We start from the raw sequence: 15035 nt of genomic DNA on the forward strand, positions 1-15035 counted from the left end.
ACTAATTGATTGACAAAAGATATACTTTGTATGTATAATAAATATAAAAGGAAGTGATATTTTATGGCAACAGTTAATACAAGTATAAAGATAGATGAAGAAACTAAAAAAGAAGCACAGGAATTATTTAAAGATTTAGGATTAAGTCTTAGTACAGCAATTAATATATTTTTGAAACAAGCTATAAGAGAAAAAGGCATACCATTTTATATAAATTCTTTACCTGAAAATTCAGAATTGGCTCAAGCATTTGAAGAAGCTAAACAAATTAAGAAAAATCCTTCAAATTATAAATCGTACAGTAGTCCAGAAGAAATGTTTAAAGATGTCTTGGGAGAAGATTATGAGGGGTAAAAAAGAAGAGTATAAATATTCTATTATTCTTACTGGGAAATTTAAAAAACATTTAAAAAATCTAAAAAAACAGAAAAAAGATTTAAAATTATTGGAAAGTATAATCTCAATATTAGCAAAAGGAGAGAAACTTCCTCCTAAAAACAAGGATCATAAATTAGTCAATAATTATGATGGGGCAAGAGAATGTCACATAACTCCAGATTGGTTATTAATCTATGAGATAGTTGAAGATAAATTAATATTGATTTTATTAGCATCAGGTAGTCATAGTGAACTATTCTAAATTTTATATAAAATGTGGGAGTTGATTGAGATAATATAAATTGATAAAACAATTTTATCAAGAAAGGAAAACAAAAAAATGGAAAAGAAAATATACGAAGCAGTAAACTGGAACACACCAGAAAATGATTATGTAGAGATGTTTTGGGAGCAGAATTTGAAGCAGTTCTGGATTGATACGGAGTATATTCCATCAAAGGATATTGATAGCTGGAATTCGCTTGAGCCTGCGATGAAGTTGGCGTATTTGCACGTGTTGGGAGGATTGACGCTTTTGGATACGTTGCAGAGCCATACGGGGATGCCGAAGATTATTGATCATATTGAGTCATTGCAAAATCGTTCGGTGCTTTCATATATGTGTATGATGGAAACGATTCACGCAAAGTCTTATTCGACAATATTTACAACGGTTGCATCTACAAGGGAGATTAATGAAACATTCAGATGGGTTCAGGAAAATCCGCATTTGCAGTATAAAGCCAATAAAATTGATACATATTATCAGAAAATGAATAATCCTGAGGCTTCAAAAAGAGATATTGCGATGGCTCTGGCAGCTTCGGTTTATTTGGAAACATATTTATTTTACAGCGGATTCTTTTTACCGCTTTGGCTTGCAGGACAGGGAGAAATGGTTGCAAGCTGCGACATAATCAAGAAAATCATAGCTGATGAGTCGATTCATGGAGTTTTTGTCGGACTATTATTTCAAGAATTATACAATTCTTTCAGCGAAGAAGAAAAAGCTGATATGAGAGCTGAACTGAAAAAATTGATGTACGACTTATATGAAAATGAAACAAGATATACTGATGAAATTTATGGTGATTTAGGGCTTACAGGCGATGTTAAGGAATACATCCGTTACAATGCGAACAAAGCCTTGATGAATCTAGGATTTGAAGAAGAATTTGAAGTGAAGAATGTAAATCCAATTGTGTTAAATGGGTTAAATGTGGAAACAACACAGCATGATTTCTTCTCGAAAAAATCTACGAATTATGAAAAAGCACTGGAAGTGGTGCATTTGCATGATGATGATTTTAAATTTAATAATGATGAATTAGATTTGGAGATTTAATCTATGAAAATTATAATATCACCAAGCAAAACTAAAAAAATTAACAATTTGCCAATAAAAGATAATGGCTCTTTGACTGAAAAAGAGCCTTTTTATCTAGAAATAACAAATGAAATTATTGAAAAAATAAAAACCTTTTCTGTGGAGGAAATTGAGAAAAAGTTTAAATTAAAAAATGAAAAGGCACAAAAGTTATTGGAATTTTATAAAAATTATGAAAAAGAGAAAAGCGGAAATGCTTTGGCAAGCTATACTGGTGTTGCGTATAAGGCTATAAAGATTGAAACGTTTGATAAAAGTGATTTTGAATATTTGGAATCGCATTTGGTTATCTTATCTGCTTTGTATGGGATTTTGACACCTTATACAAATGTGAAGGAGTATCGTCTTGATATGACAAACTCGATTTTTGAGAATAAGTCGCTTTATGAAGTCTGGAAAACTAGCGTGAATGAATATTTTGAACACGAAGATATTATTTTAAATCTTGCCTCAAAGGAATATTCTAAACTTATAAACCCTGATAAATTAATTGATTTTGAGTTTTGGGAAGACTCAAATAGGAAATTAAAGCAAGTGAGTACAAACTCGAAGAAAATGAGAGGCTTTACATTGAATTATATTGTAAAAAATAAGATTAGTGATGTGAAAAAATTGAGAAATATTACTTTGGATGGGTATGTTTTTAGTGAAGAGATGTCGGATGAGAGAAAATTTGTTTATGTGAAGAAATAACAATAAGTGATTGTAAAAGAGAAAGTATTGTTTTATAAAGTTATGAAGGGAGTATATGAATAAACTAATCTTGATTTTTTTATTATTGGGGATTTTAGGATTTTCAAAAGATAAAATTGTGATAAAAGATAAAAAAATATCTGATGAAAAAAGAAAATTTTTATTAAAACTTTCAGAACAAGCACCATATAAGACAGAAACTGAAAATCTAGTAGATTATATACTCAAACCTATTTTAAATTAAACTGCTAAAATTATATAAATTTATGGTTTGAGTAAAATAGTCATATCTTTTGAGTTTGGTTTTAAATAAGTTTTACTATGGTTATATTTGCATTTTTGATAATTAAATAATTTAAAAAATAGAGAGTTTTATATATATGCTCTCTATTTTTGTTTATCTATATTTATAAAAAAGTCAATTCAAAAATTTACCCTTCACAAATCCCCCAACCTTAACTAACGCCAATAAAATCGTAAGCAGTACAATAATCGAAGGGCCTGACGGAATATTTAGCGTGTAGGAAAAATATAGTCCTGATAGTATTCCGATGAATGAGAAAATTATGGATAGAATTATGATTGTTGAGTATTTTCTTGCGAGTGAGGCTGCGATTGCTTGTGGGATTGTCAGGATTGAGATTATTAGGATAATTCCTATTGTTTTTATGTTTATTATTATTACAGAGGATATTAGGATTATCATAAAGTAGTTTATGAAGGTTACTGGTACGCTGTGGATTTTGTAGAAGTTTTCATCAAAGCTGGTGTATACGATGCTTTTGTAGAAGATGATGAAAAATGTGATTGTGATTATGTCCAGTATTAGCAGTAAAATTATGTTTAGGGTGTTGGATAAAAGAATGTTTCCGAATAAGTAAGTTGACATATCCGCCTGATAGCCGGGTGTCAAGAAGGCAAAAATAATTCCGATAGCCATTCCCATTGACATAACGATACCTATTCCCAAATCACCGTCAACGTGAAGAGTGTCTTTTAGAACCAAAATCAATATACCTGACAATATTGAGAAAATCAGTCCAAAAAATAATGGATCCTTTATTGGCAAGTTAAAGAAATAAATTAGGTAAATTCCTATTCCAATACCGCCGTAAGAGGCATGGCTGATACTTGATGAAATAAAGACCATTTTTTTATTTACAATATAAGTTCCTATTATTCCACAACATATACTTGAAAGAAGCCCTACAATAAGGGCGTTTCTCATAAAAGCGTATTCAAAAATTTTTATAAATTCCATATTTCCCCAATCTTTAATAATTTATCTTTTAATTTTGTAAATTTTATTTGTGTGAATGTAAATAAGGATTGCTGCACACGTAATCTTCTTTTTTCTCATAAACTCGAATATTGCCTTCCACAACAAAAATTGAATCAATGTAGTCGTAAATTTTTTCCAGTTCGTGAGAAATTACAACTATTGTTGAATCTGACAATTCCTTTATTTTTTCAAAAAGTTTAAATTCAAATTCCTTATCCAGAAATGATTCCGGCTCATCAAGAAAAATAAGTTCTGGCGAAGAAATTAAGGCACGTGCAATTAATGCCCTTTGAAGTTGTCCTCCAGATACTTCGTTTATTAATTTATTTTTTAAATGAAAAATATCAAATTCCTTCAAGAGTATTTCAGCACGTTTTTTTTCTTCATTGTTAAATCTTCTGAAAAGATTATTTTTATTAGTCAATCCTGATATTACCAAGTCAAAAATGTTAATGGGAAAGGAAGTGTCAAACTCCCTTATTTGTGGCAAATATCCAATTTTGTTTTCACTTGTAAAAAATTCAATACTGCCAGAATTTTTTCTCAAAAATCCAAGCATGGTTTTTACTAAAGTCGATTTTCCGCCACCATTTCTTCCCAGAATTGCAACATTTTTTCCTTTAAAAATATCTAAGTTTATATCATTCAAAATATAGTCATTGTTATATTTAAAGTTAAGATTTCGTACACTCACAAGTTTTTTATTCTGTCCGTTAGCCATCAAATTTTTATCCTTTCGTTTTCTTCTCGTTCTTTTTTGAATAAAAATTTTTAATTTAAATAATCTACAAACTGTTTTAGATTTTCAAAGACATTTTCCTTGTCAACATTAAATTCAGCGACTTTTGAGTTAGGAATTTCTTTTGAAATAGCTTCGGCACTTTGTTTTGGAAATTGAGGCTGAACTAGGATTGTAGTTATGTTATGTTCTTTTGCTTCGTCAATGATTTCTTTAATTTGCTGTGCTGATGGCTCTTTTCCTTCCTGCTCGATTGAAATTTCTTCAATGGCATAGTTTTTTAGGAAATAGTTTAATGCAGGGTGATAAATCATAAATGATTTTTTAGTTTTTGAAGCCATTTTTTGTGAAAGTTCTGCTTTTACTTGATTAAGTTCTGTGATGAAAGCATTGTAATTTTTTTCAAAAGTTTCTTTTTTGTCTGGGTAAAGTTTTGACAATTCATTTTTTATATTTTCAGCAATTTTTGGCATCATATCAAGCGAGAACCATACATGTGGATCAATTCCGCCGTGTCCTTCATGCTCGTGATGATGTTCATGTTCTTCCTTTTTACCGTGTTCATGTTCGTGGTCATGATCATGATCTCCTTTGATAAATAAATTTTTATCAACACCATCCAATACGTTAACAATTTTATTTTTATCACTTAGGCTGTTAGAAATTGTTTCTTCAAATCCTAACATATTGTAAGTGAAAAATACTTTTGAATTTTCCAGAATTTTCAAATCTGAAGGTTTTGGCTCAAATAGTTCGTGATTCATATTTGGTTGCACAATTGAAATAACTTCAAAATTATCTCCTGCAATTTTTTGAGTAAGCCATCTTAAAGGTGGCACACTTGTTACAATTTTTTCCTTTGCTCCTGTAGCAGTTCCTTGCTCTTTTTTAGTTTCTGATTTATTTCCACAAGAAAAAATAAACAGAGCTGATAATAAAAGTAATGGTAATAATTTTTTCATTTTAATTCCTCCTATATATATTTTTTGTAATAAAATAATGAATTTATTAAAAACTTTTCTAGAAAAAGATAAAAAATTAATATTTTTTAATAATTAAAATATAATTTCATTTTTTAAACAGAGTCTAGTATAAATCATAAATTTAATCACAATCATTGCATTTTCCTTTAAAAATCGAAAGATGTGACAATAGTGAAAAGCCTCGTTTTTTTAATTCGCTTTTTTCTTTTTCTGTTTCTTCATTTGAAAATTCAGGCATAGTTTCAATATGCTTGCAAGAATCACAAATAAAAAAATTGGCATTTTCTTCCTTAAAGTAGTATTTTTCATTTTCAAAGTCAAATGAAAAAATATAATTATTTTTCTCTAAAAATTCCAAAGCTCGATAAACTGTCGATAAGTCAAAATCTACTTTTGATTTTAAAAATTTGGCATTTATTGGAGTGTCTGAAGACTGTATAAGATTAAGTATTTGCTGCCTTTTCTTAGTTAATTTCATAATAACATCTCCTAATAATAAAAAACGTTTTTTATTTTGCAAATTTGCAAATCATTCGCAAATATTTTTGATTATATATTAAAAAAACCTATTTGTCAAATGAATAGGTTTTCATATAAATATTAAATTATAGTAAAAGTTATTTAAAAAGGAACTCAAAAGTTATGACTATTTGTTAATTTATATAATTTTTTGTAGTTTAATTTAGTGCATTTTAGAATAAAATATTATTTTTCTATTAATATAAGTTTTTTTGGATAGTATAATTTGACTCAAAATATTTATATGCAAAAATTTTTAAATTGACAAAAATAATTCTTTATAGTATTATACTATATAGAACTAAAAAGTCAAGAAAATTTTGTTTAGGTTAGGAGGTTATGATGAATAAAAAAGTAAATTTGGGAATATATGTAAGTAAAATTAAGCAGATACATGATAGAATCTTAAATTACATTCTTTCAAAAAGAGAAATTACCATTTTTAATGGTGAACGTGGGAAAATCTTGCATATACTCTGGAAAAAAGATAATGTAACATGTAAAGAATTATCAGAAAAAACAGGGCTTGCAATAAATACGCTTACACCAATGCTGGATAGAATTGAAAAGGCTGGTCTGATAGAAAGAGCGCCACATCCTGATGATAGACGGAAAGTGCTGATAAAACTTACTGAATATGCACAAGGCTTTAAAAAAGAATATGAGGAAATTTCTGAAACTATGATAAATTATGTTTATGAAGGATTTTCTCAAGAGGAAATTGAGATGTGTGAAGAGTTTTTTAAAAGAATTTCACAAAATTTGGAAAAAGTTGAAAAGGAAATATGTAAAAAATGATGGGAAGGATAGAATATGGATAAAATTATAGAATTTCAGAATGTAAATAAAGTGTATCCAAATGGAAATGAAGCTGTAAAGGATATGAATTTTTCGATAAATGAAGGAGAATTTATTGTGTTTATCGGAACTTCGGGAAGCGGAAAAACTACAGCTTTGAAAATGATAAATAGGTTAGAGGATGCGACTTCTGGGAAAATAGAAATAAAAGGGAAAAATATTTTTGAATATAATATTCATAAAATGCGTTGGAATATGGGTTATGTCTTACAGCAAGTTGCTTTGTTCCCTCATTTGACGGTAGAAGAAAATATAAGTATAGTACCTGAATTAAAAGGTTGGAAGAAAGAAGAGATTAAGGCAAGGACAGAGGAACTTCTGGAAATGATTGGGCTGGAAAGTGAGAAATATTTAAAAAGAATGCCGTCTGAACTGTCTGGCGGGGAGGCACAGAGAATTGGAATTGCAAGAGCATTAGCAGGAAATCCTGAAATTATACTTATGGATGAGCCTTTTAGTGCGTTAGATCCGATTACAAGGAAAAGTTTACAGAAAGACATAAAGGAATTGCAGCAGAAAATTAATAAAACGATTGTTTTTGTAACGCACGATATTGAGGAAGCTTTTTATCTGGGAGATAGGATTTTTATAATTAAGGATGGGAAAATTCTTCAATCTGGAACGAAATCTGAATTAATTAATAATCCGAAAGATGAATTTGTAAGGGAATTTATTAGTTTGGAGCAAAATAAAAATGCTGAAAATGAAATTGATAAAAAAATTATTGAGAAATTAAAGGAAAATGGGGAATATGAGAAAATGATTTTAGAAATAAAAAAATATAAATAAAAATGAAAAAAATTTTTAAAAGATTATTATTTTAATAGTTTTCAGAAATATCCTAATAAAGAAATAATTTTAATAATTTTTGAAAATGGATTATTAAGAAAACTAAGAAAAACAATTTGAAAGAAAGAAGGAAAATAAAAATGAAAAAAACATTAGTGGTTTTGGCACATCCTGATATGGAAAATTCAAGAGCAAATAAAGCCTTTAAAGAAGAAGCAGAAAAATTATCAAATGTAGAGTTGTATAATATTTATGAAAAATACCCTGATGGAAAGATTGACGTTGAAAAAGAACTGAAATTATTGTCTGAAACAGGTACTTTAATATTGCAGTTTCCTTTATTTTGCTTTAATTGTCCGTCTTTGCTTAAAGAATGGATAGATACTGTATTTGTGTCATCTCTTTATAGCGAAAATAAAGTTCTTAAAGGGAAAAAAATAGGAGTTGCAGTTACAACTGGAGGAATTGCATCAAGATATGATGGAACAAATGGATTGACAATAAAAGAAGTGCTAAAACCGTTTTTGTTAAGTATAGATTATGTTGAAGGTATTGAATTGCCAATTTATTCACTATTTGGAGTAAAGCCTGATTTAAGCGATGAAAAGATTGTTGAAAGTGCAAAAAAATATGCAGAATATATAAAAAATAATTCACAAGATTAGATTAAATTCAAAATAAACAGTTATGATTAGGTATATTGAAAACTATTAAAATAATAATTTTTTAAAAAGTTTTTTAAGTCAAAAATAACAGTATTAGTTTTATAACAATTCATAAACCAAATACAACATAGATTTTGAATTTTTTAGATACTTCCTGATTTAACTTTAAATGAGTAAATTTTATAAATAAAAGGAGAAAAATAATGAATAATAACTTTTTTCAAGTATTTTATGAGCGTAAAGAGGAGTTTTTCAAGGCTGTTATTGAGCATATCCAGATTTCATTTTATGCACTTGTAATTGCCTTGATTATCGCAATTCCTCTTGGAATTTATTTGACATATAAGAAGAGAATAGCAGAAATAATTATCGGACTTACAGCAATAATGCAAACTGTACCTTCACTAGCATTACTTGGATTATTGATTCCAATTATGGGAATTGGTAGAAAACCTGCAATTACAGCACTTGTAATTTATGCCTTGCTTCCACTTTTACGAAATACATATACGGGAATAAATGGAGTTGATCCAGTATATATGGTGGCTTCAAGGGCTATGGGAATGAATAAGATGCAACAGCTTTTTAAAGTTCAGCTGCCACTTGCAATGCCTGTAATTATGGCAGGAATCCGTACAGCAACAGTGCTTATCATTGGAACGGCGACACTTGCTTCGCTAATTGGTGCAGGAGGGCTTGGAAAACTGATTTTACTCGGGCTTGATAGAAACAATATGAACTTAATTTTGCTTGGAGCAATTCCGTCAGCATTGTTAGCAGTTTTATTTGATTTTGTGCTTAAAAAACTGGAAAATAAAAACTGGAAAGTAATTGTAATTTCATTTATAAGTCTGTTTATAATATTTTTTGCTGGAAATTTAGTTATGAATAAACAAAGCAAAAAAGATAAAATTGTAATTTCAGGGAAATTGGGAACAGAGCCGGAAATATTGATAAATATGTATAAACTTTTGATTGAGGATGAAATGAATGTGGATGTGGAACTAAAAGCAGGATTTGGAAATACATCGTTTAACTTTAATGCCTTGAAATCAGGAAATGTCGATATTTATCCTGAATTTACAGGAACTGTAGTATTTACATTCCTTAGCGAAAAACCAGTAAGTAATATAAAAGAGCAAGTTTATGAGCAGGCTAGAAATGGAATCTTGAAAAAATATGATATGGTACTATTAAAGCCGATGGCATACAATAACACTTATGCAGTTGGAGTGACACAAAAATTTGCAAGTGAAAATAACATTACAAAAATATCAGACTTGGCACGAGTAAAAGATAAAGCAAAAGTTGGTTTCACAAGAGAATTCGTTGACAGGGAAGACGGATACAAAGGAATGAAAAAATTATATAACTTTGAATTTTCAAGTGTGAAGGAATTTGAGCCAAAACTACGTTATGTAGCAGTACAAAGTGGAGATATAAACGTGATAGATGCTTATTCTACAGATAGTGAGCTGGAGCAGTATAAAATTACAGTTCTGGAAGACGATAAGAATTTATTCCCGCCTTATCAGGGAGCTCCTTTAATGAAAAGAGAAACTTTGAAAAAATATCCGAAATTAGAGCAAATCTTAAATAAATTACATAATAAAGTCACAGATGACGAAATGCGTAAAATGAACTTTGAAGTAGGAGTCAATGGAAAAAAAGCTTATGATGTGGCAAAGGAATATTTGATAAAAAATAGATTAATTAAAAAATAAATACAGTTTTTTCTATTTTATTTTCATAGGATTGCTCATTGCCGCAAATCCTATAACCTATGGCTAGTCTACGACATTTTTCTGCACTGACAAAAAACTCGCTATGCTCAAACAGTTTTGTCACTACATAAAAATGCTCCGACGGATTAATTTAGACTAGATTCTGTTTAAAAAATGAAAATTACATCTTGAATTATTTGAAAATATTAGATTTATATCTTCTATTAGAAAAGTTTGTAATAAATTTGTTATTTAAATAGATTGAGTATTAAATATTTAGAAATACTAAAATGGCAGTCCTGAATTATAATTTCTTATAACTTGCAGGATTGCCATTTTTTTCTTAAATAGTGAATATGGAGAGAGTATTATAAAATTCACTATTTAAGATATGAATTATTAAAAATATATTTGTTAGCATTATTATTAGTATGACTATTTTATTGGTCTAAAGGCATATCATTAGGTTTAGGTCCTTTAGGTTTGTGATTTAACATTTCTATTAGTTTATTTGCCTCGTCTTTTGAGACTTTTCCGCTATTTAAAGATTTTGTAAGAGACTGAATTTCTGTGTCAGTTAATCTTTTTGGTGCGTCTTTTGGCTTGCATTTATCATTTGGTTTACCGTGCGGACCTTTTCTTTCCAGCATTTTTGCAATTTCTGCCCCTTCATCTTTTGTAATTTTTCCATTATTTAATTTGGTTTTTAATTCTTCGATTCTAGCTGTATCAGGTTTTTTTATAATATTTCCATTTTCATCCACAAGATTTCCATTACTGTCTTTTTGCAGTCTGTGTGGCGGTTTGCATTCATCATTAGCCATGCTATTGGCAGTAGTAGTTCTGCTAGAATTATTTGTCGCAACAGTTGTTCCTGCAAATACTGATAATGAAGTTAATAAAGCGATTCCTAAAATTTTTTTCTTACCTATTTTTTTCATAGTAGTTCCTCCGTTTATTTATTTTATATTTTTTGCATCGTTCCTTATCGACAAGGATATAATATCAATAAATTTTGACAAAATTATGTAAAATTTGTGTCTTTTTTGTGAAGTTTTAAAATTTTTTTGAAAAAATATTCTACTTTGGTAATTTTAAGTTAATATAATTGAATTAAAAAGATTTTTTTAGTATAATTAAGAAGATTAAGTTTATGAAAGAGGAAAATTATGTTAAAAAGAGCAAAAAAATTGTATGAAAAATATAAAAAGACAAAAGTTACAGTAGAAGATTTGAAAAAGGCAGGAAAATTGAAAAATCATCTAGGAGCAGTTGCCACAAAATTTGGACTTCTTGTTAGAATGCTACAGGCGGATAGAAGAGGAGAATTTAAGATTCCGGCGATGGATAAGGTAAAAATCATTGGAGCAATTGTTTATGTTATTTCAACAATTGATGCAGTACCTGATATTTTACCTATTATTGGATTTGGCGATGATATTGGGATTGTAGCTTATGTTATTTCAAAATTAGGGAATCTAATTTCTGAATATGAAAAATTTGAGATTCAGAAGAAAAGAGAAGACAAAGATAGGAATGTAGATTGGGATAATCTAAGAGTTGTAAATGAAGATTAGAAATGGAGAAATATGAAAAAAGAAAATTTTTTGAAGCAGTTTCCAAAAGAAATGGAGTATTTGGCGAGTAAATTATATAATTCATATGAAATTGCACGAAATTATGAAATTATAAGTTTTACAGAAGAATTTTATACACCAAATTTTTGGAAGAAGCTTGGAAAAAAGATGGGCGGAGTGAATATTACCTGTGACGGTGTTTTTACTGATAGTGATAGACGGCAAATTGCATTTGTACCTGATATTTTTATAAACGGAAATGATAATTTTGAAAATTTTTATAATGATTCTGATAAAAATAATGAAAATTTCGATATTAATGATGAAAAAATAAAAAGTTATGAAGAACTTGAAGAAAATTTTAGTAAAAATAGTTTTGAATTTCCGAATAAATTGTTAAAAATATCGATAGATTCAAGATTCCGTGAATATTTACACAAAGATTTTTTGGGAAGCCTTATGGGTCTTAATATAAAAAGAGAACTTATGGGGGATTTAATTATTGAAAATGAAAATAAACAGGTTTTGGGATACATTCCAGTTTCTGAAAAAATTGCAGATTACATTATTTCAGAATTAAAACAAATTGGAAAAGCGCCTTGTGAAATTGAAATTATTGAAACAAAAAATAAAAACAGCCTTCCAAAATACAAGTATGATGATAAGTTAGTAACTGTTCCGTCAAAACGTCTAGATAGTATAGTTTCAACAATTACCAATTTATCTCGTACAAAAGTAATTGATCCGATTGAAAAAGGGAAAGTCCTTGTAGATTATGTAGAAGAAAAGGACAAGTCAAAAATGCTTGAGATTGGTAGTTTGATTACAGTAAGAGGATTTGGAAAGTATAAGTTGTTCTTAGATAAAGGAGAAACAAAAAAGGGAAAAGAGAGAATTCTTGTGAAAAAATATATTTAGAATTAAAAAAATATATATTTATCGATTTTAATTTAAATATTTTAAATTAAAGAAAGAAGGTAGAAAAATGAAAGATGTTACACCAAAAAGCGATTTTGAAATACTTATAAGATGTCTTGTAATAGCGGTTGGAATAGTGGCAGTAATTGCTTTTCTAAAATTGGCATTTTCAGTATTTTTATCAGTTGCAGGTTGGATAATTCCGATTGCATTAATATTATTTTTGTATGAAAAATTCAAGGAAAAATAATAGACTTAAAAAAATAATATTGAAAATTGTAAAAAAAAATTGTAAAATTAAACAAATATATCTAAAAAAGGAAAAGGAGTTTAAAAATGAAAAAATATTCAAAAATCTTATTTTTAATAACAGCAGTAACTATGATTTCAAGCTGTACAGTGGCACCTCTTACAGGGAGAAGACAATTAAAGCTGGTAAGTGATGAAAGTGTTGCCTCAAGTTCAGTTTCTGCTTATAGGCAGTTTATTCAGCAGGCTAGTGCTAAAGGGCTGATTGCAAATGATACAGCTGATGGGCAAAGATTGAGAAGAATTGGTGGAAGAATTTCAACAGCAGTTGAGCAATATTTGAATGAAAATGGATTATCAAAGAAGTTAGGAAATTTACAATGGGAGTTTAATTTAATAAAAACTAACGAAATAAATGCGTTTGCAATGCCAGGTGGGAAAATAGCCTTTTATACTGGAATAATGCCAGTTCTTAATAGTGACGCAGGAGTCGCATTTGTAATGGGGCATGAAATTGGACATGTTATTGGAGGACACCATGCGGAAGCTTCAAGTAATAGGGCACTTGCAGGAATTGCTGCGACTGTAACAGATGCTGTAACAGGAGGAAATGCTGTATCTTCTCTTGTTTCAAGCGGACTGTCCATTACACTTCTGAAATTTAATAGAACACAGGAGTATGAAGCAGATAAATATGGAATGATATTTATGGCAATGGCTGGATATAATCCATCTGAAGCAATTACGGCACTTGAGAGAATGGACTCAATAGGTTCAGGAAAAGGAGCTGAAATTCTATCAACACATCCATCTGGAAAAAATAGAATTGAAGCAGCTAGAAAATTCTTGCCTGAAGCAATGAAATATTATAAAGCAAGATAAATTGATAATATAAATTACCGTATTTTTTATTCTCGTATTGAATAAAATTTTGATAGGAAAAATAATCAAAAAAGTATGAAAGGAAATGTTGTGAATAATAAGATAAGTATCGCTCCGATGGTAGACAGAACGGATAGAAATTTTAGAAATTTTGTAAGAATGATAAATAAAGACGTTTTACTGTATACAGAGATGATAACGGCACAGGCTATTCTTAATGGAGATTTAGACTATATTTTGGGATTTGATGAAGTGGAGCATCCAATTGTTCTGCAAATTGCGGCAACAAATCCAGAAGAAGCATATAGGGCTGTAAAAATCGCTGAAAAATACAATTATGATGAGATTAATCTAAACGTTGGATGCCCATCAGACAGAGTATCTGGAAATATGATGGGTGCTTATCTTATGGCATTTCCAAAAGAAGTAGCAAATATAGTAAAGGCAATGAAGGAAGCAACAGATAAGCCAGTTTCGATAAAACATAGAATAGGAATTGATGGAAAAAATATATTGCCAGCTTCTTTCGAACGAACACTATTAGACAAATATGAAGATATGGTAAATTTTATTAATACTACTAAAGAAATTGGGGTAAATAAATATATTATCCATGCACGGATAGCAATACTTGCAGGACTTGATCCAAAGCAGAACAGAAGTATTCCACCTCTTAGATATGATGAAGTTTACCGTGTAAAAAAAGAATATCCTGAATTACATATAGAAATTAATGGTGGAATTAAAACTGTTAAGGAAATTGATGAACATTTAAAATATGTTGATTCTGTAATGCTAGGACGTGAAATTTATGATAATCCTATGATTCTGACTGAATTTGGAAAATATTACGGGAAGGACATAAATATTACTCGTAAAGAAATCATAGAAAAAATGATTCATTATGTTGAAAATATGGAAAAACAGCAATTGCGTCCACATCTGTTTCTAATGCACACACATGGGTTATTTCATAACATACGTGGCAGTAAAGCTTGGAAAAGGGCGATTAATGAGCCAAAAGCAGATTCTAGAACATTAAGAGAGCTGTTAAAGAAAATTGAAGACTTATAATAAATGTTAGTAGTTTTATTTGAATAAAAATGAATTCAGGTTATTTGAGATAAATTCTTAGGTAACCTTTTATATTTTAAAATAATTTGAATATATACTCGAACCCATTTAAAATTGAACTGCTAAAATTATATAAATTTATGATTTGAGTAAAATAGTCATAGCTTTTGAGTTTAGTTTTAAATAAGTTTTACTATAAAATTGTAAAAATTTCAAAACTGTTGTGAGATAATACATATGTGACAAGCATATACAAAAAAAGAAAGGTTTCTGATATAATGTAAATCTACCAAACCACATTAAGGAGAAACCTTTCAT

20 protein-coding genes are annotated in these 15035 nt (G+C 29.0%); 14 read left to right on the top strand and 6 right to left on the bottom strand.

The window, feature by feature from the left end:
- The first annotated feature begins 63 nt into the window (after positions 1 to 63).
- The 5 genes from ACEG17_RS01460 to ACEG17_RS01480 all read left to right on the top strand — a co-directional run bounded on the left by ACEG17_RS01460 (position 64) and on the right by ACEG17_RS01480 (position 2702).
- Positions 64 to 354: a type II toxin-antitoxin system RelB/DinJ family antitoxin gene (locus ACEG17_RS01460; RefSeq protein WP_068154069.1), complete on the top strand. Its 291-nt coding sequence runs from the start codon at positions 64 to 66 to the stop codon at positions 352 to 354.
- Entirely contained in the window at positions 344 to 640 is a 297-nt protein-coding gene (locus ACEG17_RS01465) for a type II toxin-antitoxin system YafQ family toxin (protein ID WP_372582279.1), read from the top strand. Before ACEG17_RS01460 ends, ACEG17_RS01465 begins: the two co-directional genes overlap by 11 nt.
- Before the next feature lie 78 nt (positions 641 to 718).
- A complete protein-coding gene (gene nrdF / locus ACEG17_RS01470) occupies positions 719 to 1723 on the top strand; it encodes a class 1b ribonucleoside-diphosphate reductase subunit beta (RefSeq protein WP_021770171.1) in 1005 nt (334 codons plus the stop codon).
- A 3-nt stretch (positions 1724 to 1726) separates the two neighbouring features.
- The gene (locus tag ACEG17_RS01475) at positions 1727 to 2458 is read left to right on the top strand and encodes a YaaA family protein (RefSeq protein WP_372582280.1); all 732 of its coding nucleotides are present in this window, start codon (positions 1727 to 1729) and stop codon (positions 2456 to 2458) included.
- Positions 2459 to 2513: 55 nt separating this feature from the next.
- Positions 2514 to 2702 (top strand): hypothetical protein, encoded by a 189-nt coding sequence (locus ACEG17_RS01480; protein ID WP_372582281.1) that lies wholly within the window; start codon positions 2514 to 2516, stop codon positions 2700 to 2702.
- Positions 2703 to 2876: 174 nt separating this feature from the next.
- Here the strand turns inward: ACEG17_RS01480 and ACEG17_RS01485 are convergent, their stop codons facing one another.
- From ACEG17_RS01485 to ACEG17_RS01500, 4 genes are all read right to left on the bottom strand, one after another.
- Positions 2877 to 3686, bottom strand: coding sequence for a metal ABC transporter permease (locus tag ACEG17_RS01485; protein WP_372582282.1), 810 nt, complete (start codon positions 3684 to 3686; stop codon positions 2877 to 2879).
- A 76-nt stretch (positions 3687 to 3762) separates the two neighbouring features.
- Positions 3763 to 4461, bottom strand: a complete 699-nt coding sequence (locus ACEG17_RS01490; RefSeq protein ID WP_372582283.1) for a metal ABC transporter ATP-binding protein — start codon at positions 4459 to 4461, stop codon at positions 3763 to 3765.
- Between the two features lie 50 nt (positions 4462 to 4511).
- Positions 4512 to 5441: a metal ABC transporter substrate-binding protein gene (locus ACEG17_RS01495; protein WP_372582284.1), complete on the bottom strand. Its 930-nt coding sequence runs from the start codon at positions 5439 to 5441 to the stop codon at positions 4512 to 4514.
- A gap of 142 nt (positions 5442 to 5583) precedes the next feature.
- A complete protein-coding gene (locus tag ACEG17_RS01500) occupies positions 5584 to 5940 on the bottom strand; it encodes a Fur family transcriptional regulator (RefSeq protein WP_015769305.1) in 357 nt (118 codons plus the stop codon).
- 383 nt (positions 5941 to 6323) lie between these two features.
- Between ACEG17_RS01500 and ACEG17_RS01505 the strand changes: the two genes are divergently transcribed.
- The 4 genes from ACEG17_RS01505 (at position 6324) to ACEG17_RS01520 (ending at position 10017) form a co-directional block, all read left to right on the top strand.
- Positions 6324 to 6779: a MarR family winged helix-turn-helix transcriptional regulator gene (locus ACEG17_RS01505; protein ID WP_372582285.1), complete on the top strand. Its 456-nt coding sequence runs from the start codon at positions 6324 to 6326 to the stop codon at positions 6777 to 6779.
- 15 nt (positions 6780 to 6794) lie between these two features.
- Complete coding sequence (locus ACEG17_RS01510) at positions 6795 to 7628, top strand: ABC transporter ATP-binding protein (RefSeq protein WP_372582286.1); 834 nt, start codon at positions 6795 to 6797, stop codon at positions 7626 to 7628.
- A 140-nt stretch (positions 7629 to 7768) separates the two neighbouring features.
- Positions 7769 to 8293, top strand: a complete 525-nt coding sequence (locus ACEG17_RS01515) for an NAD(P)H-dependent oxidoreductase (RefSeq protein ID WP_372582287.1) — start codon at positions 7769 to 7771, stop codon at positions 8291 to 8293.
- A 203-nt stretch (positions 8294 to 8496) separates the two neighbouring features.
- The gene (locus tag ACEG17_RS01520; protein ID WP_372582288.1) at positions 8497 to 10017 is read left to right on the top strand and encodes an ABC transporter permease/substrate-binding protein; all 1521 of its coding nucleotides are present in this window, start codon (positions 8497 to 8499) and stop codon (positions 10015 to 10017) included.
- On the opposite strand, the gene ACEG17_RS01525 is transcribed toward ACEG17_RS01520, so the two are convergent.
- Both ACEG17_RS01525 and ACEG17_RS01530 read right to left on the bottom strand, forming a co-directional pair.
- On the bottom strand, positions 10007 to 10141 hold the full coding sequence (locus ACEG17_RS01525) for a hypothetical protein (RefSeq protein WP_372582289.1): 135 nt from the start codon (positions 10139 to 10141) through the stop codon (positions 10007 to 10009). The genes ACEG17_RS01520 and ACEG17_RS01525 overlap by 11 nt on opposite strands.
- Positions 10142 to 10457: 316 nt before the next feature.
- Positions 10458 to 10958: a hypothetical protein gene (locus ACEG17_RS01530; RefSeq protein WP_372582290.1), complete on the bottom strand. Its 501-nt coding sequence runs from the start codon at positions 10956 to 10958 to the stop codon at positions 10458 to 10460.
- Between the two features lie 228 nt (positions 10959 to 11186).
- On the opposite strand from ACEG17_RS01530, the gene ACEG17_RS01535 reads away from it, so the two are divergent.
- The 5 genes from ACEG17_RS01535 to dusA all read left to right on the top strand — a co-directional run bounded on the left by ACEG17_RS01535 (position 11187) and on the right by dusA (position 14717).
- A complete protein-coding gene (locus ACEG17_RS01535) occupies positions 11187 to 11594 on the top strand; it encodes a YkvA family protein (RefSeq protein WP_372582291.1) in 408 nt (135 codons plus the stop codon).
- 12 nt (positions 11595 to 11606) lie between these two features.
- On the top strand, positions 11607 to 12512 hold the full coding sequence (locus tag ACEG17_RS01540; RefSeq protein WP_372582292.1) for a YlmH family RNA-binding protein: 906 nt from the start codon (positions 11607 to 11609) through the stop codon (positions 12510 to 12512).
- A gap of 67 nt (positions 12513 to 12579) precedes the next feature.
- Complete coding sequence (locus ACEG17_RS01545; protein WP_372582293.1) at positions 12580 to 12762, top strand: hypothetical protein; 183 nt, start codon at positions 12580 to 12582, stop codon at positions 12760 to 12762.
- 86 nt (positions 12763 to 12848) lie between these two features.
- On the top strand, positions 12849 to 13643 hold the full coding sequence (locus ACEG17_RS01550; RefSeq protein WP_299570573.1) for a M48 family metallopeptidase: 795 nt from the start codon (positions 12849 to 12851) through the stop codon (positions 13641 to 13643).
- A gap of 75 nt (positions 13644 to 13718) precedes the next feature.
- On the top strand, positions 13719 to 14717 hold the full coding sequence (gene dusA, locus ACEG17_RS01555) for a tRNA dihydrouridine(20/20a) synthase DusA (protein WP_372582294.1): 999 nt from the start codon (positions 13719 to 13721) through the stop codon (positions 14715 to 14717).
- Positions 14718 to 15035: the final 318 nt, after the last annotated feature.

This window comes from Leptotrichia hongkongensis (genome assembly GCF_041538065.1).
GTDB classification, from domain to species: domain Bacteria; phylum Fusobacteriota; class Fusobacteriia; order Fusobacteriales; family Leptotrichiaceae; genus Leptotrichia; species Leptotrichia hongkongensis.

Bases quoted from the DNA above. Each gene is read 5' to 3' on its own strand.
- ACEG17_RS01460 (WP_068154069.1), top strand. From the start codon at position 64: ATGGCAACAGTTAATACAAGTATAAAGATAGATGAAGAAACTAAAAAA.
- ACEG17_RS01465 (WP_372582279.1), top strand. From the start codon at position 344: ATGAGGGGTAAAAAAGAAGAGTATAAATATTCTATTATTCTTACTGGG.
- nrdF (WP_021770171.1), top strand. From the start codon at position 719: ATGGAAAAGAAAATATACGAAGCAGTAAACTGGAACACACCAGAAAAT.
- ACEG17_RS01475 (WP_372582280.1), top strand. From the start codon at position 1,727: ATGAAAATTATAATATCACCAAGCAAAACTAAAAAAATTAACAATTTG.
- ACEG17_RS01480 (WP_372582281.1), top strand. From the start codon at position 2,514: ATGAATAAACTAATCTTGATTTTTTTATTATTGGGGATTTTAGGATTT.
- ACEG17_RS01485 (WP_372582282.1), bottom strand. From the start codon at position 3,686: ATGAGAAACGCCCTTATTGTAGGGCTTCTTTCAAGTATATGTTGTGGA.
- ACEG17_RS01490 (WP_372582283.1), bottom strand. From the start codon at position 4,461: ATGGCTAACGGACAGAATAAAAAACTTGTGAGTGTACGAAATCTTAAC.
- ACEG17_RS01495 (WP_372582284.1), bottom strand. From the start codon at position 5,441: ATGAAAAAATTATTACCATTACTTTTATTATCAGCTCTGTTTATTTTT.
- ACEG17_RS01500 (WP_015769305.1), bottom strand. From the start codon at position 5,940: ATGAAATTAACTAAGAAAAGGCAGCAAATACTTAATCTTATACAGTCT.
- ACEG17_RS01505 (WP_372582285.1), top strand. From the start codon at position 6,324: ATGAATAAAAAAGTAAATTTGGGAATATATGTAAGTAAAATTAAGCAG.
- ACEG17_RS01510 (WP_372582286.1), top strand. From the start codon at position 6,795: ATGGATAAAATTATAGAATTTCAGAATGTAAATAAAGTGTATCCAAAT.
- ACEG17_RS01515 (WP_372582287.1), top strand. From the start codon at position 7,769: ATGAAAAAAACATTAGTGGTTTTGGCACATCCTGATATGGAAAATTCA.
- ACEG17_RS01520 (WP_372582288.1), top strand. From the start codon at position 8,497: ATGAATAATAACTTTTTTCAAGTATTTTATGAGCGTAAAGAGGAGTTT.
- ACEG17_RS01530 (WP_372582290.1), bottom strand. From the start codon at position 10,958: ATGAAAAAAATAGGTAAGAAAAAAATTTTAGGAATCGCTTTATTAACT.
- ACEG17_RS01535 (WP_372582291.1), top strand. From the start codon at position 11,187: ATGTTAAAAAGAGCAAAAAAATTGTATGAAAAATATAAAAAGACAAAA.
- ACEG17_RS01540 (WP_372582292.1), top strand. From the start codon at position 11,607: ATGAAAAAAGAAAATTTTTTGAAGCAGTTTCCAAAAGAAATGGAGTAT.
- ACEG17_RS01545 (WP_372582293.1), top strand. From the start codon at position 12,580: ATGAAAGATGTTACACCAAAAAGCGATTTTGAAATACTTATAAGATGT.
- ACEG17_RS01550 (WP_299570573.1), top strand. From the start codon at position 12,849: ATGAAAAAATATTCAAAAATCTTATTTTTAATAACAGCAGTAACTATG.
- dusA (WP_372582294.1), top strand. From the start codon at position 13,719: ATGAAAGGAAATGTTGTGAATAATAAGATAAGTATCGCTCCGATGGTA.